General features: G+C 73.3%; 23 protein-coding genes and 1 pseudogene. 11 read left to right on the top strand and 13 right to left on the bottom strand.

Features of this window, described 5'->3' with window-relative positions; translation table 11 throughout:
• Positions 1-23: 23 nt before the first annotated feature.
• The 8 genes from ACH4TL_RS09205 to ACH4TL_RS09170 all read right to left on the bottom strand — a co-directional run bounded on the left by ACH4TL_RS09205 (position 24) and on the right by ACH4TL_RS09170 (position 9,829).
• Complete coding sequence (locus tag ACH4TL_RS09205; RefSeq protein WP_398309584.1) at positions 24-2,129, bottom strand: aminotransferase class V-fold PLP-dependent enzyme; 2,106 nt, start codon at positions 2,127-2,129, stop codon at positions 24-26.
• Entirely contained in the window at positions 2,111-3,301 is a 1,191-nt protein-coding gene (locus ACH4TL_RS09200; RefSeq protein WP_398309587.1) for a phosphonoacetaldehyde reductase, read from the bottom strand. Before ACH4TL_RS09200 ends, ACH4TL_RS09205 begins: the two co-directional genes overlap by 19 nt.
• Positions 3,298-4,437, bottom strand: coding sequence for a thiamine pyrophosphate-dependent enzyme (locus ACH4TL_RS09195; protein ID WP_398309590.1), 1,140 nt, complete (start codon positions 4,435-4,437; stop codon positions 3,298-3,300). The genes ACH4TL_RS09200 and ACH4TL_RS09195 overlap by 4 nt, the downstream gene beginning before the upstream one ends.
• Positions 4,434-5,333 (bottom strand): isocitrate lyase/phosphoenolpyruvate mutase family protein, encoded by a 900-nt coding sequence (locus ACH4TL_RS09190; protein ID WP_398309593.1) that lies wholly within the window; start codon positions 5,331-5,333, stop codon positions 4,434-4,436. Before ACH4TL_RS09190 ends, ACH4TL_RS09195 begins: the two co-directional genes overlap by 4 nt.
• 40 nt (positions 5,334-5,373) lie before the next feature.
• Complete coding sequence (locus ACH4TL_RS09185) at positions 5,374-6,564, bottom strand: pyridoxal phosphate-dependent aminotransferase (protein WP_398309596.1); 1,191 nt, start codon at positions 6,562-6,564, stop codon at positions 5,374-5,376.
• Complete coding sequence (locus ACH4TL_RS09180) at positions 6,561-7,673, bottom strand: Ldh family oxidoreductase (protein ID WP_398309599.1); 1,113 nt, start codon at positions 7,671-7,673, stop codon at positions 6,561-6,563. The genes ACH4TL_RS09185 and ACH4TL_RS09180 overlap by 4 nt, the downstream gene beginning before the upstream one ends.
• 105 nt (positions 7,674-7,778) lie before the next feature.
• On the bottom strand, positions 7,779-8,939 hold the full coding sequence (locus ACH4TL_RS09175) for a glycerate kinase (protein WP_398309602.1): 1,161 nt from the start codon (positions 8,937-8,939) through the stop codon (positions 7,779-7,781).
• Entirely contained in the window at positions 8,936-9,829 is an 894-nt protein-coding gene (locus ACH4TL_RS09170) for a TauD/TfdA family dioxygenase (protein WP_398309605.1), read from the bottom strand. The genes ACH4TL_RS09175 and ACH4TL_RS09170 overlap by 4 nt, the downstream gene beginning before the upstream one ends.
• A gap of 193 nt (positions 9,830-10,022) precedes the next feature.
• Here ACH4TL_RS09170 and ACH4TL_RS09165 point away from each other — a divergent pair, with 193 nt between their 5' ends.
• The 4 genes from ACH4TL_RS09165 (at position 10,023) to ACH4TL_RS09150 (ending at position 12,895) form a co-directional block, all read left to right on the top strand.
• Positions 10,023-11,585 (top strand): sodium:solute symporter, encoded by a 1,563-nt coding sequence (locus ACH4TL_RS09165; RefSeq protein ID WP_398309609.1) that lies wholly within the window; start codon positions 10,023-10,025, stop codon positions 11,583-11,585.
• A complete protein-coding gene (locus tag ACH4TL_RS09160; RefSeq protein ID WP_398309612.1) occupies positions 11,582-12,175 on the top strand; it encodes an RNA polymerase sigma factor in 594 nt (197 codons plus the stop codon). The genes ACH4TL_RS09165 and ACH4TL_RS09160 overlap by 4 nt, the downstream gene beginning before the upstream one ends.
• Positions 12,172-12,477: a hypothetical protein gene (locus ACH4TL_RS09155; protein ID WP_398309615.1), complete on the top strand. Its 306-nt coding sequence runs from the start codon at positions 12,172-12,174 to the stop codon at positions 12,475-12,477. The genes ACH4TL_RS09160 and ACH4TL_RS09155 overlap by 4 nt, the downstream gene beginning before the upstream one ends.
• A gap of 67 nt (positions 12,478-12,544) precedes the next feature.
• The gene (locus ACH4TL_RS09150) at positions 12,545-12,895 is read left to right on the top strand and encodes a DUF779 domain-containing protein (protein WP_398309618.1); all 351 of its coding nucleotides are present in this window, start codon (positions 12,545-12,547) and stop codon (positions 12,893-12,895) included.
• A 47-nt stretch (positions 12,896-12,942) separates the two neighbouring features.
• Here ACH4TL_RS09150 and ACH4TL_RS09145 read toward each other — a convergent pair whose 3' ends face one another.
• The 3 genes from ACH4TL_RS09145 to ACH4TL_RS09135 all read right to left on the bottom strand — a co-directional run bounded on the left by ACH4TL_RS09145 (position 12,943) and on the right by ACH4TL_RS09135 (position 16,474).
• The gene (locus ACH4TL_RS09145) at positions 12,943-15,123 is read right to left on the bottom strand and encodes a putative bifunctional diguanylate cyclase/phosphodiesterase (protein WP_398309621.1); all 2,181 of its coding nucleotides are present in this window, start codon (positions 15,121-15,123) and stop codon (positions 12,943-12,945) included.
• Positions 15,124-15,491: 368 nt separating this feature from the next.
• On the bottom strand, positions 15,492-16,169 hold the full coding sequence (locus ACH4TL_RS09140) for an Hsp20/alpha crystallin family protein (RefSeq protein ID WP_398309624.1): 678 nt from the start codon (positions 16,167-16,169) through the stop codon (positions 15,492-15,494).
• Positions 16,170-16,210: 41 nt separating this feature from the next.
• Positions 16,211-16,474 carry a UBP-type zinc finger domain-containing protein gene (locus ACH4TL_RS09135; protein WP_398309627.1) on the bottom strand — a complete coding sequence of 88 codons (264 nt, stop codon included), beginning with the start codon at positions 16,472-16,474 and terminating at the stop codon, positions 16,211-16,213.
• A gap of 199 nt (positions 16,475-16,673) precedes the next feature.
• Here ACH4TL_RS09135 and ACH4TL_RS09130 point away from each other — a divergent pair, with 199 nt between their 5' ends.
• Complete coding sequence (locus tag ACH4TL_RS09130; protein WP_398309630.1) at positions 16,674-18,386, top strand: PucR family transcriptional regulator; 1,713 nt, start codon at positions 16,674-16,676, stop codon at positions 18,384-18,386.
• A gap of 57 nt (positions 18,387-18,443) precedes the next feature.
• Complete coding sequence (locus ACH4TL_RS09125) at positions 18,444-19,091, top strand: endonuclease (RefSeq protein ID WP_398309634.1); 648 nt, start codon at positions 18,444-18,446, stop codon at positions 19,089-19,091.
• 10 nt (positions 19,092-19,101) lie between these two features.
• Here the strand turns inward: ACH4TL_RS09125 and ACH4TL_RS09120 are convergent, their stop codons facing one another.
• Positions 19,102-19,776 (bottom strand): hypothetical protein, encoded by a 675-nt coding sequence (locus ACH4TL_RS09120; protein ID WP_398309637.1) that lies wholly within the window; start codon positions 19,774-19,776, stop codon positions 19,102-19,104.
• A gap of 126 nt (positions 19,777-19,902) precedes the next feature.
• Here ACH4TL_RS09120 and ACH4TL_RS09115 point away from each other — a divergent pair, with 126 nt between their 5' ends.
• The 5 genes and pseudogenes from ACH4TL_RS09115 (at position 19,903) to ACH4TL_RS09095 (ending at position 25,125) form a co-directional block, all read left to right on the top strand.
• Complete coding sequence (locus ACH4TL_RS09115; RefSeq protein WP_398309640.1) at positions 19,903-22,047, top strand: WD40 repeat domain-containing serine/threonine protein kinase; 2,145 nt, start codon at positions 19,903-19,905, stop codon at positions 22,045-22,047.
• Between the two features lie 78 nt (positions 22,048-22,125).
• Positions 22,126-23,082: a MerR family transcriptional regulator gene (locus ACH4TL_RS09110; RefSeq protein WP_398309644.1), complete on the top strand. Its 957-nt coding sequence runs from the start codon at positions 22,126-22,128 to the stop codon at positions 23,080-23,082.
• Between the two features lie 9 nt (positions 23,083-23,091).
• Complete coding sequence (locus ACH4TL_RS09105; RefSeq protein ID WP_398309647.1) at positions 23,092-23,715, top strand: FMN-binding negative transcriptional regulator; 624 nt, start codon at positions 23,092-23,094, stop codon at positions 23,713-23,715.
• A 132-nt stretch (positions 23,716-23,847) separates the two neighbouring features.
• Positions 23,848-24,168 (top strand): annotated as a pseudogene (locus ACH4TL_RS09100) (Gfo/Idh/MocA family oxidoreductase); the annotation flags it as partial.
• Positions 24,169-24,276: 108 nt separating this feature from the next.
• Entirely contained in the window at positions 24,277-25,125 is an 849-nt protein-coding gene (locus ACH4TL_RS09095) for a sugar phosphate isomerase/epimerase family protein (RefSeq protein ID WP_398309650.1), read from the top strand.
• 34 nt (positions 25,126-25,159) lie between these two features.
• Here the strand turns inward: ACH4TL_RS09095 and ACH4TL_RS09090 are convergent, their stop codons facing one another.
• A complete protein-coding gene (locus tag ACH4TL_RS09090; protein WP_398309653.1) occupies positions 25,160-25,981 on the bottom strand; it encodes an alpha/beta fold hydrolase in 822 nt (273 codons plus the stop codon).
• Between the last annotated feature and the right edge of the window lie 61 nt (positions 25,982-26,042).

Raw genomic sequence — 26,042 nt, 5'->3', positions numbered from 1 at the left:
TTCCTCTCCCGGAATACCGGACGTCAGTGGGAAGTGCCGATCATGGCGACGAGGTGGTGCGGCGAAAGGAGCATCTTTTCCTTGAAGGTCTCGTTCAGCCGTCCGCATTCGATGGACTCGGCGCCCGATGACCACATCAGCTCGACGATCTCCCACCACAGCGCGTAGTACGGGCTGAACCTGAGGTCGGCGCGGCCGCGCACATAGCCCCCGGCCCACGCCTGGAGCCGCTTGGCCTCCTGGAAGCAGACCGCCACCGCCAGGGGCTCGCCGCCGTTCTCCCGTATCTCCACCACCCGTACCGGCTCGTCGAGTTCACGCAGGAAGGCGGCGAGGCGCAGCGGGTCGTAGTACTTCGGCGAGCCGGTACGGGTGGCGCTGGCGGCGATGAGTTCGAGCAGCGGCACCAGCCCCTGATAACCGGCTCCGTGCACCCGGACCTGCCCCTGCTCCCGGTACCGGCGCAGCTGGCGCTGGTAGTCGCGGCGCACCGATCGGCGCATCCCGGCCAGATAGGTGGCCTCGTCGGGGGCGTCGGACCGGTGCAGCGTCCAGCGGGGCACCAGGTCCTGGCGCCGGAACCCGTGGCGCTCCAGCGCCGGGAGCATCGGGTTGTCGGCGCTCAGGTTGACGAACCCCCAGGAGGGCGCCCCCAGTTCGGCGGCGCGGGCGGCGAACGCCGTGCTGAGCGCGGCGACCGCGGCGTCGTCGGCGGCCAGCAGCCGGGAGTCCGGGGAGTGCCACATCGGCGAGAGCAGGGCCTGGTCGCCGTCGGCGAGCCCCAGCAGGCCCAGCGGGTCGCCCTGGAGGTAGGTAGGGGCGGCGGCGACGAGTTCACCGCCCCTGCGGACCTCCAGATAGCGCGGCTCGCTGATGCGCTGGACGGGATGGTGCTCGTACGCGGTGAGGAACGCCCGGGTGTGGAAGATCGGGGCGTCCAGCCGGGCCACCAGGCCGTCCCATTCCGGCGCCAGCTCCTCGGCGGTGGCGCTCGCGCTGACGACCGGTGCCGCGTCGGCGGCGGGAGCCCCGGCGGCGTCCGCGTGGCGGGCGGCGGCGGGCGGTGTGGCCGTGGCCAGCCCGATCGCCCGGGCGCACGCGTCGATGTCGGCGGTCTCGACGGGCCCCATGTGGCCGATGCGCAGCACCTCGCTCTTCCACGGGCCGCGCCCCGAGGACACCCATACGTCGTGCTCGGCGGCCAGGGTCTGGCGGACGTGTTCCGCGTTGGCCCGCGGCATCCGTACGGCGGTCACCGTCGGGGAGCTGTGGGCCTCGTCGGGCACGATCCCGAAGCCCTGGTCGCGCAGCGCGTCCCGGCAGCGCCGCGCGGTGCTCGCATGGCGCTCCCAGACTGCCGGGGCGCCCTCCTTCTCGATGGCGGTGAGGGCCGCGTCGAGGGCGTAGAGCACCGACAGCGCGGGGGTGTAGGCCGTCGTCGCCTCCCGGGCGTGCTCGGCGGCGCGGGCGAGGCTCAGGTAGTACGAGCCCTCGCCCGGCTCCGCGGCCCGGGCCAGGGCCCGTTCGGAGACGGCGACGAGCGACAGACCCGGCGGGCAGGCGAGCGCCTTCTGCGTCACGCTCACGGCGACGTCGAGGCCCAGGGCGTCGAAGCCGATCTCGGTGGCGGCGAGGCTGCTGACGGTGTCGACGAGGATCAGGCAGTCGCTCACCGCCCTGATGGCCCGCGCGTACTCGGCGAGCGGTGCGACGACCCCGGTGGACGTCTCGTTGTGGGTGAGGAGGACGGCGTCGTAGCCGGAGGCGAGGCGTTCGGTGATCTGCTCGGTGGGCACGGTCTGCCCCCAGGGAGCGGCCAGGACGTCGACCACCGCGCCGTGGTGGGCCGCGATGTCCGCGAAGCGCTCGCCGAAGTAGCCGAGCTGGACGGAGAGTACGCGGTCCCCCGGCCGCAGCACCGAGGCGGCCGCCGCCTCCAGGCCGCCCGTACCGGAGCAGGTCAGCGTCAGGACGGGCCCGGTGGTGCCGAACAGCGTGCCGAGCCGGGGCCCGAGGCCGCCGAAGAGATCGCGGAACCCGGCCGAACGGTGGCTGATCATCCGGCCGTTCATGGCCGCCAGCGTGGCCGCCGGCACCTCGACCGGACCGGTCACCCGGTAGTTGCGCATATCGCGTCCGCCTTTCCGCCGGTGTCGCCGCACAGGATCGTGTCCAGCCCCGCCCGCACCTCGTGGCGCTCCAGCCGCACGGGCGTGCCCGTCATCCGGTCCGAGGACATGCCCTCGGCCACCAGCACACCGAGCGGCGTCCCGGTCCGGGTCGCGTACGGGCCCGGGGCGCGCCGGTCGAGCAGCGACCGCAGGACTCCGGCCAGGTCCTGGCCCCGGGAGCCGGCGCCGGCTCCGAAGAGGGTGCGCAGCTCCCGAACCGCCTCCCGTACGGCCGCGGGGCCGCGCGGGTCGGTCACCCGCCCGGGCTCCGCGCCCTCCACCAGCGGGGCCAGCCAGGTGAGGTTGATCGCGCAGGCCAGGCCGTGCGGGATGCCCAGATGGGCGGTCAGCGGATAGGACATGGCGTGCGCGGCCGTGGTCCGGGTGAGGTCGATGGCCCGGCCCGCCAGGGTGGCGGCCCGGCTGAGGGCGTCGCGTTCCGCCCGGCCGGGCAGCTGGTCCGCGTCCCGCAGTACGGGGACGAGGGCGCGCAGGGCCTGCGCCGCCCACTCCCGGGACCGCGGCGTGGAGCGGACCGACCACAGCGACTCGACGGCGTGCGCGAGGGTGTCGAAGGCGCAGGTCCAGGTCAGGTCCGCGGCGCAGGTCTCGGTCAGCTCCGGGTCCACGACGGCGATGTCCGCGCGCGCCGCCGGGGTGTCGAGGGAGACCTTGCGGCTCCCCCGGTAGAGCGTCGCGAACTGCGTCACCTCGCTGCCGGTGCCCGCCGTGGTGGGGACGAGCAGCAGTTCGGGCCCGTCCGCCGGGGCCGGTCGGCGTCCGGCGATGACGTCGTCGGCCTCGTCGGCGTCGCCGGGCAGCACCCGCGCGGCCTTGGCGACGTCGAGGGCCGAGCCGCCGCCGATGCCCACCACCAGGTCGGCGCCCGAGGCGTGGCGCACCCGGGCCGCCGCCACGGCCTGGCCGACCGTGGGGTTGGGGTGGAAGGCGGTGAACGTCGGGGCGTCCGGCGGCAGCCAGGAGGCGGCCGGGGCCCGGTCCAGGGTGCCCCGGCTCGCGACGACCAGCACCCGGCGGCCCGCGCACAGCCCGGGCACCTGGGTGGCGCTGCCCCGGCCCGCCAGCAGGGTGGTGCCGGTCCGGCCGCGAGGTCCCGCCGTACCGCTCATCGCGCCTCCCGGACCGCGGCGGCCTTGCGGAAGCGGTCGGCGATCTCGACCGGTCCTGTGGACGCGGTGGCCCTGGGGTGCACCTCGCCCGGGGTGGGCACGACGGAGAGGGCGAGCAGCACCGGTCCTTCGGCGGTCAGGGCGGTCCGTATGCTCCCGGCGAGGTCGGGGGCGGAGGCGCAGGTGAGCACGGTGCGGTAGCCGAGCCCCCGGCCCAGCTCCGCCCAGTCCACGCATGAGGAGGTGGTGGGCTGGCAGCCGGTGGATTCGTAGCAGCCGTTGTCCAGAACGACGTGGACGAGGTTGCGGGCGCCGGACGCGCCGATGGTGGCCCCGGTCCCCAGGTGCATGAGGAACGCCCCGTCGCCGTCGAGCACGACCGTGCGCCGGTCCGGGTGCGCGGTGGCGAGCCCGGCGCCGACGGCCGACGCGTGGCCCATCGAGCCCTGCATGTAGAAAGTGCTGTCACGGTCCCGCTCGTGGTGGACCTGGCGGGAGACGTATCCGGTGGTGGTGACCAGCAGTTCGTCCGTCAGCTCCGGCATGAGGGCGGCCACGACGCCCGGCCGGGTGAGCCGGTCTTCCGCGGCCCGCTCCGGGGCGGGGTAGGCGTCGGGGATCTTGCCGATGGCGCCCCGGGGGACCAGCAGGAAGAACGGTCGGCCCTGGGCCCGTGCCTCGGCGGCCTGCCCCAGCGCCTCGTCCAGCTTGCCCGGCCACAGCACGGCGTACGGCACGTCCAGGGTCTCCAGCAGCCCGATGCTGGACGCGCCCATGGCCGCGTGCTGCGGCTCGTCGTCGGCCGGGTCCGGCCAGCCCCGCAGGGTCATGACGACGAGCAGCGGCACCCGGTAGGGCAGCAGGAGGGAGGTGAGCGGGTTGATCAGATTGCCGAAACCGGAGTTCTGGCAGAGGACGGCCGAGGTGCGGCCCGCCAGTTCCCAGCCCGCCGCCAGGGCGAGCGCGGCCCCCTCCGACGCGGCGGGCGTCAGGTCCCCCGCCCGGTCGAACAGCGCCCACGGCCCGGCGAGATGCCCGCACGGGACCCCGGCGACGCTCCGCACGCCGTGGGCGCGGAGGGCGGCGACGAACTCTTCTGCGGGGAGCGGCTGGTTCATCGGTTCTCTTACGCTCATCGGTCCATCTCCAGCCATTCGTCCATCCCGGAGATGGCGAAGATGTCCTTGACCGTGGCGATACGGGGCTCCACCGCGGCGGTCGAACCCTGCGCGAGGACGGTGGCCCAGGTGTCCCTGATGGCGGTGATGGCCGCCCGCATCCCCTGGTTGGCGTAGATGACCATGGCGATGCCCGCCTCGCGCGCCTCGTCGGCGGAGAAGTCGGCGTACGTGGTCGGGACCACCACGACCGGCGCCCGGTGGTTCCACTCCCGCATGAACGACACGACCTCGCGGGAGTCCACGGCCTTCGAGTGGACCAGGACCGCGTCGGCCCCGGCGTCGGCGTAGGCGTGGCAGCGCTTCAGCGCCTCCTCCAGGCCGAGTCCGCAGATGAACGCCTCGGTCCGGGCGATCAGGACGGTGTCCGCCGACGCCTGGGCGTTCTTGGCGGCCTCCAGCTTGTTCGCGAACTCGTCCACTCCGAGGAGCTTCTGACCGGAGTTCACGAAGCTGTTCCGCTTGGGGAAGATCTTGTCCTCGATGCAGACGCCGGCGACGCCCGCCTCCTCGTAACGCATCATCGTGTAGGCGGCGTTGAGGCTGCCGCCGAACCCGGTGTCGCAGTCGGCGACCACCGGTACCGCCACCGAACGGTGCATGGCGACGGCTCCGGCCAGGTACTCGGCCATGCCGAGCAGGCTGACGTCGGGGAGGCCGTGCGCGGCGGAGATCTCCAGACCTGACGCCCACACGGCGTCGAACCCGGATTCCTCCGCGAGCCGGGCCGACAGACCGTCGTGTGCGCCGGCCGCCCGGATCAGGCGTCCGCCAGCGAAGGCGTCTCTGAGCGCGGCGGCGCGGGGTGCGGACTGGGTGGACGTGGCGGGTGGAGCGTACGGAGCGATGCTCATCGGGTTCCCCCTCAGTTGAGTCGGTGAGTAGTTGAGTCCGTCAGCCGGTGTGGTGGCTCGCGGCCGCCGTGAGGCAGTCGGTCAGCCGGCGGGCGGCGGCGAGCAGGACGTCATGGGTCTCGGCGACGCACAGCCGCAGATGGCCCGGCATGCCGAACGTCGAGCCCGCGCGCAGGCCGACGCCCGCCCGGCGCCGCAGGGCCGCGCACAGTTCCTGGTCGTTCCGGGCTCCGAGCAGCCCGCGCGCCAGGGCTTCCGAGGCGTCGAGGCACAGGTAGATGCCCCCGGCAGGCGGGACGGGGCGCACATACGGCACGGCCGCCATGGCCCGTACCGCCCGGGCGCGCTGCCCGGCCAGTTCAGCGGCGCGCCGGGCGACGCCCTCCCCCGTGGGGGCGTCGCCCGGGCCCGTGTCCGTCTCGTGGCGCAGCACGGCCGCCGCGGCGGCCTGGGCCAGTCCCGAGACGGGTCCCGTGGTGTGCTCGACGGTGTCCCGCACCGCCGCGCACCGGTCCGGATCCGCCCATACCCAGCCGATGCGCAGCCCGGCCAGGGCGTACACCTTGGAGACCCCGCCGACGACGATCTCGGTGGGTCCGGCCCGCAGGGCGGTGTCGATCCGGTCGCCGTACGCCCAGTAGATGTCGTCGACGATCAGGCAGACGTTCCGCTCGGCCGCCCAGGCGCGCAGCGCGCGCATGCGCTCCGGGTCGTAGCAGGCGCCCGAGGGATTGACCGGGCTGTTGACCAGCACGGCCGCGGTGCGGGGTGTACGGGCGGCCTCCAGCCGCTCCGGGGCGGCGAGCAGGGCGTTCCCGGGGTCGCCGGGCACGGTGACCGGGGCGCCACCGGCCTGCCGCACGACGGCGGGGTAGTGGCTCCAGTGCGGGGCGGGCACCAGGACCTGACGTCCCCGCGCTACCCCCGTGAGCGCGGCGAACAGGCCGTGGCGTGCCCCGGCGGTGACCGTGATGTGCTCGGGGTCCACCGCCGATCCGGTGCGGCGCGCGTAGTGAGCGGCCACGGCCGCGCGCAGTTCCGGCAGGCCGGGTCCTGGCGGATACGCGGAGGCGCGCGGGGAGTCCATGGCCCGCGTGACCGCGTCCCGGGCGGCGCGGGGCAGTTCCTCCACGATCTGGCCGGACGACAGGTCGATCAGCGCCGGGGCCGTATCGTCGCGCCGCTGGTCCGGGGAGGCGGCGAGCGGAGGGCCACCGGGGCCGCGGTTCACGGGCGGCCGTCCCGCGCGGTGAGCGGCTTGATCCCGGTGAGTTCGGCGATCCGCCCCAGGTCCCGGACGACGGGCGGCAGCAGCGGAATGCCCTGGGCCGACCGTTCCGCCGACGACCGGTGGCGGCGCTCCCCCGGCAGCCGCACCGGTACGTCGGCGTCGGCGGGCCTGGCGGCGCGGATCTCGTCCGTCATCGCCGTGACGGCCCGGGTGATGTGCCCGGTGTCGCCGAGCGCCGCGAGGTCCAGGGCCAGCACGAACTGCCCGAGGTCGGCGCCCTGCGGGCCGTAGGTGTGGCGGCTCCAGCTGGCGCCGGTGAGGGGGCCGCAGAGCAGTTCGGCGAGGAGGCCGATGCCGGAGCCCTTGTGGCCGCCGTGCTCCTCGCCGAGCCCGCCGACGGGCAGCAGCGCGTAGCCCTCCCTGGCCTTGAGTCCGGCGACGACCCGCGGGATGTCGGTGGAGGTGGCGCCGTCCGGGCCCACGGCCCAGCCGGGCAGCATGGGGCGGCCCTCCCGGTCCAGCCGTTCCAGCTTGCCGCGCGGGACGATGCTGGTCGCCGCGTCGTAGCAGAGCGGCTCGCCGGTGGTGGGCACGGCGTAGCTGACCGGGTCCGTGCCGAACATGGGCTCGGCGGCGCCGGTGGGCGCGACCTGGGGGGTTGCGTTGGTGGTCACCAGGGCGAAGGCCCCGGCGCGGGCGGCGCGTTCGGTGTACCAGCCCGCGATGCCGATGTGGTTCGAGCGGCGGACGGCGACCGCGGCGACCCCGTGTTGCGCGGCGCGTTCGACGGCGAGGTCGACGGCGAAGCACAGGGCGGGCTGGCCCAGTCCGTTGTCCGCGTCGACGACGCTCACCCCGCCGGTCTCCTGGACGACCCGGGGCCGGGCGGCGCCGTTGATCGTGCCGTTCCGCAGTCCTTCGACATAGCGGCGGAGCCGGGCGACGCCATGGCTGTCGACGCCCGCGAGGTCGGCGGCGACCAGGACGTCGGCGGTGAGCACCGCGTCCGCCTTGTCGGCGCCGACGGAGACGAGCGCCTCGACGACGAATGAGGTCAGCGGCTTCCTGCCGACCACCAGAGCCCGGCTCGTGCCGTCACTTGGGTTCATGTCGCTCCAGGGAGGAGGGGTTTCACGGATGGTCAGGTCCCACGCCGCGCCGTGGTGCGGTGACGCGTCGCTGAGTGATGTCCGGTGTTTCGCCCGTACGGCTCGTCAGGTCGGGCGGGCCGCCCAGGTACGGCAGGCGGCCTCGGCGGCCCGCGCGAGCCCTTCCCGGAGCGCGTCCCCGGTCACCGGGGCCGTGGGCGGCGGATCGGCGATGAGGTGGGTGGTGACGAGCGGGCCGGTCCCGGCGCTTCCGGTGGCGCGGACGGCGACCAGGGCGGTGGGCAGCCCCCGCTCCCGGCGCAGCCGGGCGACGGTGCCGGGCAGCTTGCCGTGCCAGGTAGCCGCGTCGACGGCGCCCTCGGCGGTCAGCGCGAGGGGCGCCGTACGGACGGTGTCATGGGGATCGGTGATCTCCAGCAGCGCCTCGGCGCCGCTGCCCGCCGTCGTGTCCGCCACCGCCGCCAGCCCGAAGCCGATGCCGCCACCCGCCCCGTACCAGGGGGCCCGGAACCGTTGCCCGGCGCCCTGGTCACCGGCGTCCGCGAGCAGCGCGGCCAGGTGCCGCAGGGCCCGGACCGCCGCGGGGCGGTTGTGCTCGGTGATGCCCTTCTGGGCGCCGAAGGAGTCCAGGTTGCCCGACAGGGGCGTACGTACGTCGGCGAGCAGACGCAGCGTCACACCGGACAGCAGTCGGCGGGCGGGAGCCAGGTCCACCCGCACCGCCTCGGCGATGCCCGCGGGTCCGGGCGGTACGTCGCGGCCGTCGCGGTCCAGGAAGCGGGCGCCGAGCGCGGCGAGCGCACCGGCCCCTCCGTCCACCACGGCCGTGCCGCCGAGGCCGAGGAGGACGGTGGTGGCCCCGGCCGCCACGGCGGCGGCGAGCGCCTGGCCCGCCCCGGTCGACGCCGCCTCCAGCGGCCGCAGTTCATGGGGGCGCAGCGCCCCGAGGCCGCAGAGCCCGGCGGTCTCGACCGCGGCGGTCCGCCCGTCCAGGGCCAGCCACTGGGCCTTCCGGGTCCGGCCGAGCACATCGACGGCCTCGACCGGGTGGCGGCTGCCCCCGCACGCCGCGTACAGGGCGTCGAGGGTGCCGTCGCCGCCGTCGGCGAGCGGCCTGAGCGCCACGTCCGCGCCGCGCCCGGCCCGGTGGACCCCCGCGGCCAGCGCCTCGGCCACCTCGGCGGCCGTGGCGTATCCGCGCAGGCAGTTGGGGGCCACGACGACGTCGGGGGTGGACGGGGCTGGTGGTACCTGCCCGGCGCTCATGACGCCGCGGTGGTGCGACGTATCCAGGTGCGCAGGAGGAGCCGGGTGTGATCGGGCTCGTCCAGGAACTCGGTGCGGCCGTGCAGCAGCGAGAGGTTGTCGAACAGGGCGAGTTCGCCTTCCCGCAGCTTGCCGGTCAGGATCGCGGGGCTGGAGGCGATCAGGGCGTCGAGCGCGTCCAGGGCGGTGGCTTGCGCGCCGGTGAGCGCGGGCACCTGCGGATGGTCGTGGCCGTGGTCGATGTAGCTGCGCAGGTAGGTGATGGCCGGGCGCTCCCGCTGGACGAACAGCACGGGCTTGGCCGTCGTGGGGTCCTCGCCTGGCTGCTGGTCGCCGCGCCGGTCGAAGCGGAAGGGGGCCCGCAGCGTGTCCAGCACCTCGGGGTCGAGCGCCCGCAGCACGTCCCGGACGTGGAGGCACTGGAGGGCGCCGCCGCGCTGGGACTGGCGTACGCAGAACAGGGTGAACACGTCGGGCGCGGGCAGCGGCGCCTCCGCCCCGTCGGTGTGCAGGTCCCCGCCGAAGCGGGAGTCCGAGTAGCGGGTGCGGCCGCGCTGGCTGATGCTCATCCCCCGGTCCCGCACCTCCCGGACGAGGGTGCCCTCGCGGTTCTGCGGAAGCGGCTCGCCGATCAGCGAGGTGGCGCGCAGCACGGCTCGCTCGGCGCCCTCCCGGTCGGTGGGAAGCCCGGACAGGACCAGCACCCCGGCCCCGTCGTCGAGGTGTTCGGCCACCATCGGCGCCAGGGCGGCCCGTGCGGCGTCCCGGTCGGCGGCGCCCTCGTCGGCGCTGGTCAGGTAGTCCCTGAGCGCTCCGGCCGCCTCGAACCGTACGCCGTCGAAGCCGTCCCTGTGCGTCACCCGGGTGAGCCGCTGCCCGCTGACTGTCACTGGCGTCCCCCTGTTTCCTCGCCCCTGCCGCGGGACGGTTGCCCCACGGTCTGTGGAAAGGGTTGCTCGAGGAGCCGAAGAGGTTGACAGAAGATTTCCGCGAGCTTTCGCCGAGGTTCTCTGTCCTCGAACGGGCCTCCATGCGCAACTGGGTAGGGACGGCTCGTGGGCATGAGCACCGAAACGGGGACGGATGACGGAAACTTCCATGGCTGTGGCCTTTGGCTCGGTCATCGGCGCGGCGTCGCTGCTGGCCGCGTTCGCGCGGAGGTTCCACCACAGCGACGATCTCCCCTCGCTCGGGGGCTGGGCGCTGGCCCACCGGAGCCTGGGGCCCGGATGGACCTGGCTGCTGCTGGGCGGCACGATGTTCACCTCGTACACCTTCACCGCGGTGCCGGGCCTGGTGTACGCCGAGGGCGCCCCGGGCTTCTTCGCCCTCGCCTACACCGTGATCGTCTGTCCGCTGGCCTTCACCCTGCTGCCCCGGCTGTGGCGGGTGGCGCACCGCCATGGCTATGTGACGGCGGCGGACTTCGTCCGGGGCCGCTACGGTTCGCCGCCGCTGGCGCTGATGGTCGCCCTCACCGGCATCCTGGCGACCATGCCGTATCTGGCGCTCCAGCTGCTCGGCATCGAGGCCGTGCTGGAGGCCGCCGCGCTCGGCCCCGGGGGCGGGTACGGCGACCTTCTGGTGGTGGCGCTGTTCGCGGGGATCGCCGTGGCGACGTACCGCCACGGGCTGCGCGCCCCCACCGTGATCTCGGCGCTGAAGGCCCTGGCCGTGCTGGGCTCGATCGTCGCCCTGGTGACGCTCGCCCTGACCCGGCTGGGCGGCACAGGACCGGTCTTCGACGCGGCGGCGCGGCGGCTGGCGGCACGGGCGTCCGGCGACGCGTCGCTGATGCTGGCACCGCATCAGCAGGGGGCGTTCGCCACGCTGGCGCTGGGCTCTGCGCTCGCCCTGCTGATGTATCCGCACGTGCTCACCGCGGGCTTCGCCGCCACCGGCCCCGACGCGCTGCGGCGGGCGTCGGTCGCGCTGCCCGCCTGGACGGCGGTGCTGGGCCTGTTCGGCACGCTCGGCCTCGCGGCCCTGGCCGCCGGGGTCTTCACGCCCCCGGGCCGGGCCGAGGCGGCCGTCCCGCTGCTGGTGGACCAGCTGATGCCCACGGTGCTGGCCGGGCTGGTCTTCGGGGCGATCACCGTGGGGGCGCTCGTCCCGGCCGCGGTACTGTCGATAGGAGCGGCCGCCTCGTTCGCCCGCGACATCTACGCCGAGTACTTCCAGCCGACCGCCACGCCCAAGCGCCAGGTGCGGATCGCCCGGGTGGCGACGCTGGCCGTCAAGGCGGGCGCTGTCGCCGTCGCGTTCGGCCTGCGGGACCAGGAAGCCGTCAACCTGCAACTGCTGGGCGGGGTCTGGATTCTCCAGATCTTCCCCGCCGTCGCCATCGGGCTGTACACCCGGCGGCTGCACCACCGGGCGCTGCTCGCGGGCTGGGCCGCGGGCATGGTGGCGGGCACGGCGATGGCCGTGACCCAGGGCTTCTCCGCCGTTGTGCCCCTCACGTTCGGCGGCCACGATCTGGAGGTCTACGCGGGGCTCGCGGCCGTCCTGCTCAACCTCGGGGTCGCGGTCGTGTTCACCGTGGTGTTCGACCGGGCGGGAACACCGCGCGGTACGGACGCCACCGCACTGCCGTCCCGTCTGATCGCCGGGCACCACATCGAGAGAGGAACGAGCGGTTCATGAAACGGACTCGTCAGGACGGGCGGCCCACCCTGTTGCCTGCCGTCGCGGGAACCGTGGCCACCACCACGGACGGCGAACTGCCCCTGGCCGGGGACGCCGAGGAGCTGGAGCGCGAGGCCGGGCTGTCCCGGCTGTTCGATCTGCACTACATGCCGATGCTCCGGCTCGCCACCCTGCTCGGCGCCGACGATCCGGAGAACATCGTGGCCGAGGCGTACTACCAGATCTACCGCAAGTGGCGTAAGTTACGCGATCCTTCGTCCGCGGAGTCCTATCTGCGCTCCGTCGTCTGCAATCTGAGCCGCATGCGCATCCGCCATCTCCAGGTCACCCGGAAGCACATCGAGCCGCCCGCGGATTCGGCGATCTCCGCGGAGGCTTCCGCGCTCCTCCGCGACGACCAGCGCATCCTCGTCGCCGCGCTGGGCAAGCTCCCGCGCCGGCAGCGCGAGGCGCTGGTGCTGCGCCACTGGCTCGGCCTGAAGGAGGGAGAGATCGCGGAGGCGATGGGAATATCGTCCGGCTCGGTAAAGACGCACATCTCCCGCGGTATTGCCGCGCTCACCCAGGTCATGGAGTCCCGACGATGAGCGATTCCCCGTCCCCGCCCTCCCCCACCGGGGTGGAACAGCAGCTCAGCGAAGCCCTGGGGGCGCTGGCCCAGAACGTCTCCCCCACGCCCGGCGCCTATCGCGCGGCGCGCGGCGACTGGCGGCGCCGGGAACGGCGACGGCGGCTGGTCCTCGCCGTGCTGATCACCGTGGTCTTCACGCTGGCCACGCTCATCGGGCTGTGGGTGCTCAACCACGCTCCTTCGAAACCCGGAGTGATCTTCAACGACACCGACTCCACGGGACAGCACGAGCCCGCGCGCCACGCCGGGCCCCCGTGATCCGGACGGCCGCGGCGCGCACTCCCGTGCAACCATCTCGCAACGTCGAGGGGAGTTGAATGGGCGGATGACGGAGATCTCACGCATCGCGCTGACGGAGTCCGCGGCCGAGCTGATCCGCAAGCTGCGGGCCGACCACGGCCCGCTGATGTTCCATCAGTCGGGCGGCTGCTGCGACGGCAGCGCGCCCATGTGCTACCCGCTGGGCGAGTTCCGTACGGGCGCCTCCGATGTGCTGCTCGGGGAGCTGGAGGTGGACGGGGTCGAGGAGCCGGTGGGCTTCTGGATGTCCGCGTCGCAGTTCGAGCGGTGGCGGCATACGCATCTCACGGTGGACGTGGTGCCGGGGCGCGGCAGCGGCTTCTCGCTGGAGGCACCGGAGGGCGTCCGCTTCCTGATCCGCTCCCGGCTGCTGTAGCCGTACGCCCCCGACTGCCCGTACGGCCACTGGCGCGCGTACGGCGCTCAGCTGGCGTCGGCCAGCGCCAGGGTGTGCAGCCGCTCCGGGGGGCCGGGGCGGGCGTAGTACCAGCCCTGGGCGGTGTCGCAGCCCAGCATCCGCAGGTGCTCGGCCTGCACCGCCGTCTCGACGCCCTCCACGGTGACCGCCAGGTCGAGCGTGTGGGCCAGCGAGACGATGCCCTCCACGATCTTGACGTCGACGGGATCGGCCGGGGCGCGCTGCATGCCCCGGGTGAAGGAACGGTCCAGCTTGAGGGTGCTGACCGGGAGCCGGCGCAGGTAGGAGAGGTTGGAGTAGCCGGTGCCGAAGTCGTCCAGGGCGATGTCCACGCCCAGGTCGGCGAGTTGCCGCAGCGGCCGCAGGGCGTCCTCGTCGGCCCCGATGAGGTCGTTCTCGGTGACCTCCAGGCACAGCGCGCTCGCGCACAGTCCGGCGTTCTCCAGGACCGCCACGGTGTCGGACACCAGCGAGGGATGGCTCAGCTGGTTGGGCGACAGGTTGACGTTGACCCGCAGCCGCTCGGCGTCGCACTCGGCGGCGTCCTGCCAGGCGCGGGCCTGCCGGGCGGCCTGCTCCAGCACCCAGCGGCCGAGCGGCACGATCAGGCCGGTGTCCTCGGCGAGCGGGATGAACTGGTCGGGGCCGAGCACCCCGTGCACCGGATGCAGCCAGCGCACCAGCGCCTCGGCGCCGCGTACGGTGCCGTCGGTGAGCCGCACCAGCGGCTGGTACTCGATGAAGAACTCGCCGTGCTCCAGGGCCGACGGCAGCCCGTTGCTGAGGCTGTGACGGGCGATCACCCGGGCGCTCTCGTCGGCGTCCGCGAGTTCGTAGCGGTTGCCGCCCGCGGCCTTGGCCCGGTACATGGTGATGTCGGCGCTGCGCAGCACCTCGGCCCGGCAGATCTCCCCGGCCCGCCCGTCGACGACGCCGATGCTGGCCCGTACCCGCAGCTCACGGCCCTCGACCTGGACGGGGTCGGCGAGCGCGGCGAGCATCCGGCGGGCCATCGCGGTGCCGTCCGCCTGGGCTGCGGGCCCGGTGACCAGTGCCAGGAACTCGTCGCCGCCGACCCGGGCGATCAGCTCGTGGGGGGAGGTCACACAGCCCTGGAGCCGTTCGGCGACGGCCCGCAGCATCCGGTCCCCCGCGACGTGCCCGAGGCTGTCGTTGACGGCCTTGAAGCCGTCGAGGTCCAGGTAGCAGACGCCGAAGCGCTCGGCGTCGGCCGCCGCGGCGAGCGCCTGGTCGAGGCGTTCCAGGAACAGGGCCCGGTTGGGCAGCCCGGTCAGCTCGTCATGGGTGGCCTCGTAGCGCAGCCGCTCGCGCAGCAGCCGGTGCTCGGTGATGTCCTCGGCGAGCGCGAGCTGGTACTGGGGCGCACCGCCGGAGTCGCGGAGCAGGGTGACGGTGAGATTGGTCCACAGCACGCTGCCGTCGTCGCGGTAATGCGGCTTCTCGATGCGGAAGTGGTCGCGCTCGCCCGTCACCAGCTCCCGGTACAGCTCGTGGACGCCCGGCGCGTCGTCGGGGTGGACGAACTCGGTGACGTTGCGGCCCGGGCGGAAGAAGGAGGCGCCGCCGAACATCCTGGCCATCGCGTCGTTGACGACGAGGACCTCGCCGTCGAGCCCGGCGATCCCCACGCCGATCACCGCGCCCTCGAACACGGCCTGGAACTTGGCCTCGCTCGCGTGCAGCGCCTTCTCGGCCTCGACGCGCGCGGTCAGCGCGGCGCGGGAGATGGCGTTCCGCTCGTCGCGCTCACGCTCGCGCAGCGCCCGGACGAAACCGGCGGCGAGCGCGTGCTGGAGCCGGGCGCAGCGGGCGCGTACGTCCTCGTCGCTCATCGGCCGGTGCGGCGGGGAGTAGAGCACCAGATACGTGTCGATGATGCCCAGGATCGCGGGCAGCGCCTCGGGCTCCGCGCACTGGGCGTCCACGAGCGCGGCGCCCACCTCGTAGGCGTCGGCGGTGTCGAAGGGGGTGGTGTGCAGGGCCTCGCTCAGCCGGTGGGCGAGCGGAAGCAGATAGTCCTCGAAGGCGTCGAGGGTCATGGTGGTGGCCGCCATCGGATGGACGGCCCGGCTCCAGACGGCCGCGAACCGCCGCAGCCCGTCGTCGTCCGCCGCGGCGTCCCCGGCGCCGTCCCGACGTCTCGGCCCGCCCGGCGTCGAGCTCATATCGCACGCCTCGCCGGAGGGACGCCGCCTGGGGCTGGTCCGTCCTCGCCTGTGGCGTCGATGTCCGCGCCTGTGGCGTAGATGCCCGCCGGCCGCCAGGTGGCCTTCAAGTCCCGCACTTCCTTCGCCCTCTTCCGGCTTCCGGGGCCGCCCTCGGGGTCGTCCGCGTCCTCGGGGCAGTGGAGCACGACGAAGAGCGGCAGGGCAACCCGCTGCTGAGGCGAGATTACTGATCAACCGTTGGCTGGGGAAAGGAAAAATGGACATTGGCCATCCGGATGTTCTCGCGGAGACGGGAGAACCCGGGAGAAGCCGGGCATCGGTCGGCGACACCCCGGGTGGGGCGCCGCCGTGGGGAGGGTTTGAGTTCAGCGGTTGCGTCCGCGGAAGCCCCAGCCGGATGTGCGGGTCTCATCGGCCTGTTGGGACTCCGGAGTGCCCTGTGTCTCCTGGGGCTCCTGGATGCCCGGAGTGCCCTGCGTCTCCTGGGTCCCTTGAACTCCCTGAGCCCCTTGAGTGGCTTGAGTCCCTTGAGTTTCGGTGGCCTCACCGGTCACTCGCGTCGTCCCGGCCTCCCCGCTTTCGGTGATCTCGACATGACGGGGTTTCACGGCCTCCGCCTTCGGGACCGTGATGGTGAGCACACCGTCGGCCATCCCGGCCTTGACAGCCATGGTGTCGACCTCGGCGGGCAGCAGCATCCGGTACTCGAAGCGCCCGGTGCGGCGGGTGCTCCGGCGCAGCACGCCCTCGCGCTCGCGTTCCCCGATCTCGCCGGAGACGGTCAGCTCCTGGCCGCTCACCTCCACGTCCACGTCGTCGCGCCGGACGCCGGGGAGGTCGACTTCGACCCGATAGGCGTCGTCGGCCTCGGTGACGTCGGCGGCGGGCGCCCACGCGGCGAGGGCGGGCGGGCCGGCGCCGACGGTGGATTCCAGGAGTCCGCCCATCTGGCTGAGCAGTTCGTCGAATTCCGCCAGGGGGTTGCGGCCCCAGCCCCGGGGGCGTTCGAGGGGGCCTGCGCCCCGGTGTCGTCGGACGGGCATGCTCATCGTCCTTCACCTCCGTGGTGATGGTTGTCGGCAGGTCAGACCAGGGCCTCGTGGACGTAGCACCACCGCCATTCCTCGCCCTGTTCCAGGGGCTCGACGATGGGATGGCTGGCCGCGGCGGCATGGGCGCGGGCGTGCTTGAGCGGGGAGGAGTCGCAGCAGCCGACGTGTCCGCAGGTCAGGCAGAGCCGCAGATGCACCCACGGCGACCCCAGGCGCAGGCACTCCTCGCACCCCTGCGGGGTGTGCGGGGCGACCGGGCGGACCATGGACAGATGGGGGTCGGGCTCGATGGCCATGCGTTCGCCCTCCTAGCGGTCATTGGCCGGACCATTGGCGGGACGGAGGCCCACGCCGTCAGGGTGACAAGGCGGGCGAGGGTGCGCCTGCGCCCCCGGGGTCGAAATTACGTCCCTGAATTCGCCCTCTTGCGGTGATTCGCCGGGAGGTGGGTACTCCGGTGCCGAGTGAAGCGCCGAGGACGCCCGGAGTGACCGCATGGCCCCACCAGGTGCCGCCGATGAGCTGATGCTGCGCTGTCTGCCCCTGTTCGGCAGCCGGGACGAGGCGGAGATCCTGCGCCGCGCGATGGCCCAGGTCGGTACCGTCGGCCCGGGCCGCGCCGAGGCGGGCTATCTGCTGCTCGGCGACGGCCTGGTGCGCTGCCCCGACGACGGCCTCGGGGCGACCGCGGCGCTGGACGCGCGGGTCCGGGAGCTGGCGGGCCGGGACGGTCCGGTGCGCTTCCCCCGGCGGGCCTGGGGGTGGGCGTTCGCCCTGCGCGAGCCGTACGGGCCGCACGTCCCGGACGGACCGTACACGCAGGACGCACCGCACGCGCCGGACGGGCTGCGCGGCGCGCTCGTGGTCAGCTCCCCGCACCGGCCGGGCGAGGACGAGCGGTTCCTGCTCTCCCTCCTGGTGCACCAGACCTCCGCCGCGCTGTCCATCGCCGCCGCCCACCGCCGCGAGCGCGCCCAGGCCGCCGAGCTGCGCCGGGCCCGGGGCGAGCGGGAGGCGATCCGGCGGCGGCTGGACCGCGCCCTCGCCGACCTGGGCCAGCTGCGCGCGGTGCACGACGCCCTCGTCCGGGCCGCCGTCCGCGGCGACGGCGAGGCGGGCATCGCCCGGGCGCTGCACCGCGTCACCGGGCTGCCCGCCGCCGTCGAGGACCGGTTCGGCAATCTGCGGGCCTGGGCGGGCCCCGGGCGCCCCGACCCGTACCCCAAGCCCGATCCGGCGCAGCGCGAGGAGCTGCTGCGCGACGCCGCCCGCCGGTCCGGCCCGGCCCGGCTGCGGGACCGGCTGGTCGCGGTCGCGGCGCCGCGGGGCGAGCTGCTGGGCGCGCTGTGCCTGGTGGACCCCGAGGGCCGGGCCGACGAGCGGGCCGTACGCGCCCTGGACCACGCGGCGTCCGCGCTCGCCCTGGAGCTGGCGCATCTGCGCGAGCTGGCCGAGCTGGAGCTGCGGCTGCGGCGCGAGCTGGTGGACGACCTGCTGACGGGCGCCGACGACGACAGCGCCTACGCCCGCGCCGAGGCTGTCGGCCACGATCTGCACGGCCCGCACCATGTGGTCGCGGTGCGCTGGGCGGACGGACCGGCGGACGACGGGTTCCTGCGCGCCGTCGGCCGGGCGGCCTCGGGTCTTGGGCTGCGGGTGCTGCCGACCCGCCGCTCCGGTGCGGCGGTGCTGGTGGCACGGGGCCGTCCGGTCGAGCGCGCGCTGCACACCGCGCTCGCCCGGGAGCTGGGCTCACCGGCCGGGGCGGTCGGCGTCGGCGGGCGCTGCGACACCCCGCACGAGGTGCCGCGTTCGTACCAGGAGGCGCTGCGCGCGCTGGAGGTCAGACAGGGCTCGCACAGCGCGTACGGCATCACGTTCTTCGACGATCTGGGCCTGTACCGCATCCTGCGCACCGGTGGGGATCAGCGGGAGGTCGAGCAGTTCGTACGGGAGTGGCTGGGCCCGCTGCTGGACTACGACGCGCTGCACCGATCGTCGCTGGTCGAGACCCTGACCGCGTACTTCGACCGCGGCGGCCACTACAGCGAGACGGCCGCCGCCATGGTCATCCACCGCTCCACGCTGCGCTACCGGCTCCAGCGGATCCGCGAGATCAGCGGAAGCGATCTGACGGACGTGGACAGCAGGCTCAACCTCCAGGTGGCCACCCGCATCTGGAAGATCATGCGCAGCGGCCCCGAGTGAACCGCGCCGCGCCGGGCACTCGGAGGGACCGTCCGCGGTGAGGAGGTGGGCTCGGAGATGAGCGAGAAGGACCGGAACGACAAGAACACGCGCGTGGTGCGCAGTCTGCTGGACCGGCAGGGCACGACGTACGCGACCGAGGCCGGAATCACCCTGCGGAACACCCCCGGCCCCCTCTACCAGCTGCTGGTGCTGGCCCATCTGCTGTCCTCCCGGATCAAGGCGGACATCGCGGTGGCCTCCGCGCGCGCCCTCTTCGACGCCGGGATGCGCGAGCCGCGGAAGATGGCCGACGCCACCTGGCAGCAGCGGGTCGACGCGCTGGGCGAGGGCGGCTACCGCCGTTACGACGAGCGGACCGCGACCCAGCTCGGCGAGGCGGCCGAGCTGGTGCTGCGCGAATACCAGGGAGACCTGCGGAAGCTGCGCGAGGCCGGGGACCCGCGGAAGCTGCTGCGGGAGATCACCGGCATCGGACCGGCCGGGGTCGACATCTTCCTGCGGGAGGCGCAGGGCGTCTGGCCGGAGTTCGCCCCGTACGTCGACCGCAAGGCGCGGGAGGGCGCCGAGCGCGTCGGCCTGCCGAAGAGCGCCGTGTCCCTGGAGAAGCTGGTGCCCGGCGAGGACCTCCCCCGGCTCGCCGCGGCCCTGGTCCGGGTGGCGCTCCACGGCGACGCCGCGCAGGAGGTGCGCGCCGCCGCGTAACGCCTCGCGGTCAGCGGCCGACGGTGCGGAGGAAGTGGTCGGCGTCCTCGGGTTCGCCGAGCCGTCCCACCTCCAGCCAGGAGCCGTCGGTGAAGCGGAGCCGGAACGTGGCGAATCCGCGCGGCTGTCCCGCCTCGCCGTCGATGCGGACCTGGTCGAGGGAGAACTCCGCCACGGTCCGGAAGTCGTCGGCCTTGGTGGGCGACAGCCGTCGGCGGGGGGACGTGGCGATGCAGACGCGCTCGCGGGCCAGCATGACCAGGCGCTTGGGGTTCGGCGAGTGTCCGTACCAGCGCAGCAGCAGCTGGCCCGCGGTCAGATTCCAGTCGCCGTCGAAGATGCCGCCCGTCGGGTCCTGCCCGCGTCCGGGGGCGGCAGGGCGGGCGTCCGGCGGAGCGTCCGGCTGCCCGGCTCGCGGTCGGCGGTCACGTCGCGGCTGGAGCAGCCGCCCGAAGCCGTCACCCAGCTTGTCGATCAGCATCATCGGGATGACGACGAAGAAGAACACGACGGCCCCGGCGTACAGCAGCCAGTGGCGGCCGGGCCTCAACCGTCCCCTGCCCGCGGCGCGGTGCACGTCCTCGGGCGGCGTGGGGATGGGCTTGCGGATCTCGCACCAGACCAGGGCCACGGGCTCCTCGCCCAGTATCTTCCGGGCCCGCCGGTGGACCGCGCGCTTCGCCATGCCGACGATCGTAGAACAGGCCCTTGACCTCCCGTCCGGCCGGGAAGCCGGGAGATCTTTCCGGCAGTGGTGGGTTCGTTTACGCTGTCGCTCGCTATCGCGCACCACCTGAGGGGTGACGGGGGAATGTCCCGACCGGACCATGGTCGACCTGCGGTTCCACCTGTTGACGCGGGGCAATCCCCGGCGTGGCCGACATCGCCGCCACCACACCGCCCGCTGGGGCCCGCCGACCCTGCGGAGACCGGTCCGTACCGGCTGGAGGCGGTGCTGGGCGCGGGCGGCATGGGCCGCGTGTTCCTGGGGCGTACCCCGGCGGGCAGCGCGGTGGCGGTCAAGGTCGTACACCGCGAGTACGCGGGCGACGCGGCGTTCCGCAAGCGCTTCGCGCAGGAGGTGGCCGCGGCCCGGCGGGTCCAGGGTCTGTACACCGTGCCGGTCGTCGACGCGGATCTGCGGGCCGATGAACCCTGGCTGGCCACGGCGTACGTGCCCGGTCCTTCCCTTCAGCACGCGGTCGCCGACAGCGGGCCGCTGCCCGAGGACGCGGCGCTGGGGCTGATCGCCAGGGTGGCCGAGGCGTTGCAGTCCATCCACGCCGCCGGTGTGGTCCACCGCGATCTCAAACCCTCCAACATCATCCTCACCGCCGAGGGCCCGAAGGTCATCGACTTCGGTATCGCCCGGGCCGCGGACGTCACCGCGGTGACCGCCGCCGGGATGCGCTCCGGAACGCCCGCCTACATGGCGCCCGAATACATCAGGGGGCAGAGCGTCACCGAGGCCGGTGATGTGTTCGCCCTCGGAGTCGTCGCCCACTTCGCCGCCACCGGACGGCTCGCCTTCGGCGGCGGCGCCGACCACGGCGTGACCTACCGCATCCTGGAGCAGGACCCCGACCTCGACGGCTGCCCCGAGCCCATCCGGTCCATCGCCGCCCGCTGCCTGGAGAAGGACCCGGCGGCGCGGCCGACCCCGGCCGAGGTCATCGAGCGGTGCCGCCCGGGCGCCACGACGGGCACCGCCGACGCCCCCACCCTCACCGCCGTGGCGCCGCCGAGGTCCGAGCCCGTCACGCCCCACGCGCCCACGGCACCGGGCCCCTCGGACCCTCACACGTCCCCGACGGACCCGGCGAGCCCGGCGAGCCGGGCAGACCCGGCGGCCCCGGACCCCCTCACCGCCCCCACCCCGGGGCTGTCCCTCGTGATGGGCGGAGTCGGGGCCGCGGTCCTGGTCCTCGTCATCGTCCTGATCGCCCTCTCCCTTCCCCCGTCGACCCCCGACCGCCCCGAATTCCGCTACCGCGGTTACGAGCCCACGGCCTCCATCGGCCCCACCGGCAAGTCCAGGCAGTCCGAGGGCATGGCGTTCAGCCCGGACGGCAAGACCCTCTCCACCGGCAGCTTCGAGGGAAAGGTCCGGCTGTGGGACGTCCGCAGCCGCAAGCCGAAAACGTCCTTCACCCTCAGCGACCGGGTCGGCAACGTCCTCGGGACCAGCAACGTGACGTTCAGTCCCGATGGCAAGCTCCTCGCCGCCACCAATCAGACCGGCTGGGTGAGCCTGTGGGACCTGGCCGAGCACCGGAAGGTCCGCTTCCTGGACAACGCCGGGGAAAGCGTGGCCTTCAGCCCGGACAGCAAGCTGTTCGCCACCGGCAGTGAGAGCAAGGCGGTGGACTTGTGGGCCACCCACAGCAGCTCGGACGAGACCCTCGCCTACTTCGACCCCGAGGCGCCCGCCACCGAGGTGGCCTTCAGCCCGGACGGCCGGATGCTGGCCTCTTCGAGCGACGACTCCGACAGCAACCTCACGCCGAAGCACTCGGCGAAGCTGTGGAAGGTCGCGGGCCGCGATCCGGAGCCGTACGGCCGACACGAGCCGCTCGCCACCCTCGACCACGCCTCGGGAGTGAGGTGTGTGGCGTTCAGCCCGGACGGCAAGACCCTGGCCACCGGCAGCACCGACGGCAAGGTGCGGCTGTGGGACGTGGCCACCCGCAAGCCGCGCGCCACCCTCGGCGACACCTACGTCAGCTCGGTCGAGGACCTGGCGTTCAGCCCGGACGGCAGGACGCTCGTCACCAACGCCGACCCCGGGATGCTGCTGTGGAACGTGGCCACCCGCAAGCCGCGGGCCGTCCTGTCGAAGGGCGGACAGACGTGGAACGACACGATCAAAGAAGTGGCCTTCAGCCCGGACGGAAAATTCATCGCGGGCAACGACCAGGGGCGCCGCAGGGTGCTGCTGTGGAAGAACCCCGGATAGCACGCACCGCGCCACCAGCTCGCCGACCTTGACCTTGCCCCTGAGGGCAAGGTTTAGCGTTTGAGCGAGGTGAACGGCATGAAGATCAGTGAGCTTGCGCGTCGGACCGACGTGACGACCAAGGCGGTGCGGTACTACGAGTCGCTGGGGTTGATCACACCCGAGCGCCTGTCCAACGGCTACCGGAGCTACGACGAGACCCACATCCGCCTCGTCCGGGAGATCAGGGCCCTCCAACGGCTGGGCATCCCCGTCGAGCGCACCCGGCCCTTCCTGGAGTGCCTGGCCTCGGGGCGGCCGCACGCCGACGACTGCCCGGCCTCACTGGCGAGCTACCGGGAGGCCATCGACGAGTTCACCGATCACATCGAGGCGCTGACCGCCCGCCGCGCGACGCTCATCGCCCACCTCAACGCCGCCGCCCACCGGGGCGGTGGCGCCGGATCGCCCCTCAAGACCGGAACGGGAAGCGACGACTATCTGACGCTGCCCGCGGACCTGCCCGCCCCAGAGGACGACGGCGCAGCGGACCATCTGCCCGGCACGAAGGTGCCCCACCTCGCCCTGCCCAACACGGCGGGCAGGGCGGTCCGCCTGGACGCGCTCGGCCCCCGGCGCACGGTGATCTACATCTACCCCCTCACTGGCCGCCCCGGCACCGATCTCCCGGAGGGCTGGAACTCCATCCCCGGGGCCCGCGGCTGCACCCCCGAGACATGTGGCTTCCGCGACCACTTCCAGGACCTCCTGGAGGCCGGCGCCGGCCGTGTGTACGGGCTGTCCAGCCAGGACACCGACTACCAGAACGAGGTCGTGGAACGGCTCGGGCTGCCGTTCGACATGCTCTCCGACCGCGCCCTCGGGCTGGCCGACGCGCTCGGCCTGCCCACCTTCGAGACCGGTGGAATGCGCCTGTTCACGCGGCTGACGCTGGTCATCCGCGACGGCGTGATCGAGCACGCCTTCCACCCCGTCTTCCCGCCGAACGAACACGCCCAGCAGGTCCTCGCCTGGCTGCGCGGAAACCCCTTGTAGGTGACTGACTTGTACACTCCGAAACACTTCGTGCCCGACGAGGCCGCCGTCCATGACCTGCTGACCCACCAGGGCGCGTCCGACCTGATCACCATGACCCCGCACGGCCTCGTGGGCACCCTGCTCCCCTTCGTCTACGACCCGGACGCCGGGGAACACGGCGCCCTGATCGGCCACATGGCCCGCGGCAACGACCACTGGCGCCAGCCGGTTCAGGGCGAGGCCATGGTGATCGTCCATGGGCCCGAGGCGTATGTGACGCCGACGTGGTACGCCACCAAGGCCGAACACCACCGCGTGGTGCCGACCTGGAACTATGTGATCGCGCACGTGTACGGGCAGCTCGTCGTGCACGACGACCCGGCCTGGACCGAGGCGCAGATCCGCCGCCTCACCGACCGGCACGAAGCCGGATCCGCCGAGCCCTGGTCCGTCGACCAGGCCCCGGCGACGTTCATCGAGCGGCAACTGCGCGCCGTCGTCGGCGTCGAAGTGCTCATCAGCCGCGTCGAGGCCAAGTTCAAGCTCAGCCAGAACCAGCCCCAGCGGAACGTCGAAGGCGTCGTCGCGGGCCTCGAAGCCCGCGGCCGGGCCGACGACGCGGCAGTCGCCGAGGCGATCCGTACCCGATGAGGGGAATTTGAGGTATCGCCGAGGCTTGAATGATGACCTTCGGCTCTCAAGACTTGCAGCGGAGCACCGACGACCGGATCGTCTTCGGCCGCCAGTACCGAGCCGCTCCCCGAGCCGAAGGAGCACGCTTTCATGCGGATAGGAATCATGGGGCTGGGCCGGATCGGGGCCTTCCACGCGTGCACCCTGGCCGGGCTGGACACCGTGGATTCCCTGGTGGTCACCGACCCGGTGGCCACCGCCACCGCCACCGCCTCCGCCGCGGAGCGGTTCGGAGCCACCGCCGTGGACTCCCCTGAAGCCGTGTTCGCCGCGAGCGTCGACGGCGTCGTCATCGCCGCGGCGACCGACGCCCACCCCGAGTTGATCCTCGCCGCGGTCAAGGCGGGCGTTCCGGTCTTCTGCGAGAAACCCGTGGCCCGCGGAGTCGAGGAGAGCATGGCCGCTCGACGCCGGGGACGCGCTGACCACCATGCGGCTCATCGACGACTGCTACCGAAGCGCCGGTTTCACCGTGCGACCAGCTGAGGCCGCCTGGAAAGAGAACGGGAACGGAGGAGCATGACCACCGAGAAATTGCTGGCCACCTGCTGGACCACGGCAGGCGACGCGGTCCCGGGCAGCGGCGACGAGCGCAGCCCCCTGGGCCTTCGTGAACGCGCGGAAGCCGCGAGCGCAGCGGGCTTCCAGGGCTTCGGACTGGTGTACGCGGACCTGGTGGAAGCCGAGCGCGAGCACGGGCTCGCGGGGATCAGGTCCATCTTCGAGGACAACGGGCTCGACACCATCGAGCTGGAACTCCTCACCGACTGGTGGACGGACGGCCCCCGCCGCACCGCGTCGGACGTCGTCCGCGGGAACCTCCTGAGGGCCGCCGAGGCACTCGGCGCCCGCCACATCAAGATCGGCCCCGATGTCCAGGACGGACCGTGGGAACTCGACTTCTGGGCGCGGGAGTTCGCCGCGCTCGCCGCACAGACCGACGCCGTGGGAGCCCGGCTCGGCATCGAGTTCCTCCCCTGGACCAACGTCAAGACCGTGCACGACGGGCTCCGGCTGGTCGAGGCCGCCGGACATCCGGCAGGGGGCCTCATCATCGACGTCTGGCACACGGAGCGCGCCGGGACTCCCCCAGCCGACCTGGCGAAGGTGCCCGGGTCCCGGATCGTGGGCGTGGAGCTCAACGACGCGGACGCTCAGGTCCACGGCACCCTCTTCGAGGACACCACCCGGCGCCGTCGCCTGTGCGGAGAGGGCTCCTTCGACCTCCCGGAGATCATCACCGCGCTCCGCGCCACGGGCTGGTCGGGCCACTGGGGCGTGGAGATCCTCTCCGACGCCCACCGCGCGCTGCCGGTGCGCGAGGCCACCGACGCGGCGTACCGCACGGCCGCGGCGCTGCTGAAGTGAACCGGCTGGACCGGACCCCGGCCCGGCCGGTTTCTCAGGAGCCGGCGTCGGCGCGGCAGACGAGGTCGGCGATGCGGGCCCACATCTGCGGCGGGTTGGAATACATCGGGAAGTGGGCGCAGTGTGCGATCTCGGCGAGTTCGACGCCGCCGTCGGACAGGGCGGGGAGATAGGACAGGGTGTCGTTCTGCTCCCCGTACATGAACATCGTCGGCGCGGGGAGTGAGAGGAACCGGTCGAGCAGCTTGCCGTGGTCGGAGAGCTCGACCATGGACTCGAAGATGCTCCTGGCCGCTCCGGCCCGGACCTTGTGGGGAAGGCTCGACGCGTACAGGGCGCCGCCGTGGAAGCGTGACCCTCCGATGCGTTCGGCGAACCCGGCGAGGAACTCGTCGGGATCGTCGTGGGCGTGGGTGACGATCTGTCGGCTGAGGAAGCAGTCCTCGGGGGCGACGTTGCCCTCGATGTTGGTGAAGCTCGCGATCCTGCCGGGGTCGCCGTCGGCGAGCAGGAGCGCGGTCAGGCCGCCCATCGAATGCCCGATGAGGTGGAACCGGTCGATCTGCCTTGCCGCCAGGACCTGTTCGGCGACGGAGACGAGGAAGGGCACGGACACGGCGCCGAGGTCGGCGCAGCCGCTGCCGCCGCAGCCGGGGGCGTCGTAGGCCAGGACGGGGCGGTCGGCGAGCCGTTCCTGCTGGACGACGTCCGCGTAGTCCTCCTTCGTCGAGCCGAAGCCGTGGAGGAACACCAGGGGCGTGCCGGTGCCGTCCCGGTGGAGGCCGGACACCTCGACGCGGGTTCCGCCGACGGTGAGCGGGATCGTGAATCGTTCGAGCTTCCTGACGGGGCTCATCGGGCTTCCTCCATCTGGTGTACGGCTGACTCGTGGTTGGTGCCCCGGGTAGGGTCCGAAG

Source organism: Streptomyces sp. NPDC021115 (assembly GCF_044333065.1).
In the GTDB taxonomy this organism is placed as follows: domain Bacteria; phylum Actinomycetota; class Actinomycetes; order Streptomycetales; family Streptomycetaceae; genus Streptomyces.
Note: the sequence above shows the minus strand (reverse complement) of the source record. Positions and strands in the feature narration are given on the sequence as shown.

Excerpts from the sequence above, each read along its gene's own strand:
- ACH4TL_RS09115 (WP_398309640.1), top strand. The coding sequence starts at position 19,903 with ATGTCCCGACCGGACCATGGTCGACCTGCGGTTCCACCTGTTGACGCG.
- ACH4TL_RS09120 (WP_398309637.1), bottom strand. The coding sequence starts at position 19,776 with ATGGCGAAGCGCGCGGTCCACCGGCGGGCCCGGAAGATACTGGGCGAG.
- ACH4TL_RS09130 (WP_398309630.1), top strand. The coding sequence starts at position 16,674 with ATGGCCCCACCAGGTGCCGCCGATGAGCTGATGCTGCGCTGTCTGCCC.
- ACH4TL_RS09150 (WP_398309618.1), top strand. The coding sequence starts at position 12,545 with ATGACGGAGATCTCACGCATCGCGCTGACGGAGTCCGCGGCCGAGCTG.
- ACH4TL_RS09155 (WP_398309615.1), top strand. The coding sequence starts at position 12,172 with ATGAGCGATTCCCCGTCCCCGCCCTCCCCCACCGGGGTGGAACAGCAG.
- ACH4TL_RS09195 (WP_398309590.1), bottom strand. The coding sequence starts at position 4,437 with ATGAGCGTAAGAGAACCGATGAACCAGCCGCTCCCCGCAGAAGAGTTC.
- ACH4TL_RS09095 (WP_398309650.1), top strand. The coding sequence starts at position 24,277 with ATGACCACCGAGAAATTGCTGGCCACCTGCTGGACCACGGCAGGCGAC.
- ACH4TL_RS09180 (WP_398309599.1), bottom strand. The coding sequence starts at position 7,673 with ATGAACCCAAGTGACGGCACGAGCCGGGCTCTGGTGGTCGGCAGGAAG.
- ACH4TL_RS09135 (WP_398309627.1), bottom strand. The coding sequence starts at position 16,474 with ATGGCCATCGAGCCCGACCCCCATCTGTCCATGGTCCGCCCGGTCGCC.
- ACH4TL_RS09175 (WP_398309602.1), bottom strand. The coding sequence starts at position 8,939 with ATGAGCGCCGGGCAGGTACCACCAGCCCCGTCCACCCCCGACGTCGTC.
- ACH4TL_RS09090 (WP_398309653.1), bottom strand. The coding sequence starts at position 25,981 with ATGAGCCCCGTCAGGAAGCTCGAACGATTCACGATCCCGCTCACCGTC.
- ACH4TL_RS09140 (WP_398309624.1), bottom strand. The coding sequence starts at position 16,169 with ATGCCCGTCCGACGACACCGGGGCGCAGGCCCCCTCGAACGCCCCCGG.
- ACH4TL_RS09165 (WP_398309609.1), top strand. The coding sequence starts at position 10,023 with ATGACGGAAACTTCCATGGCTGTGGCCTTTGGCTCGGTCATCGGCGCG.
- ACH4TL_RS09205 (WP_398309584.1), bottom strand. The coding sequence starts at position 2,129 with ATGCGCAACTACCGGGTGACCGGTCCGGTCGAGGTGCCGGCGGCCACG.
- ACH4TL_RS09200 (WP_398309587.1), bottom strand. The coding sequence starts at position 3,301 with ATGAGCGGTACGGCGGGACCTCGCGGCCGGACCGGCACCACCCTGCTG.
- ACH4TL_RS09125 (WP_398309634.1), top strand. The coding sequence starts at position 18,444 with ATGAGCGAGAAGGACCGGAACGACAAGAACACGCGCGTGGTGCGCAGT.
- ACH4TL_RS09110 (WP_398309644.1), top strand. The coding sequence starts at position 22,126 with ATGAAGATCAGTGAGCTTGCGCGTCGGACCGACGTGACGACCAAGGCG.
- ACH4TL_RS09190 (WP_398309593.1), bottom strand. The coding sequence starts at position 5,333 with ATGAGCATCGCTCCGTACGCTCCACCCGCCACGTCCACCCAGTCCGCA.
- ACH4TL_RS09145 (WP_398309621.1), bottom strand. The coding sequence starts at position 15,123 with ATGAGCTCGACGCCGGGCGGGCCGAGACGTCGGGACGGCGCCGGGGAC.
- ACH4TL_RS09160 (WP_398309612.1), top strand. The coding sequence starts at position 11,582 with ATGAAACGGACTCGTCAGGACGGGCGGCCCACCCTGTTGCCTGCCGTC.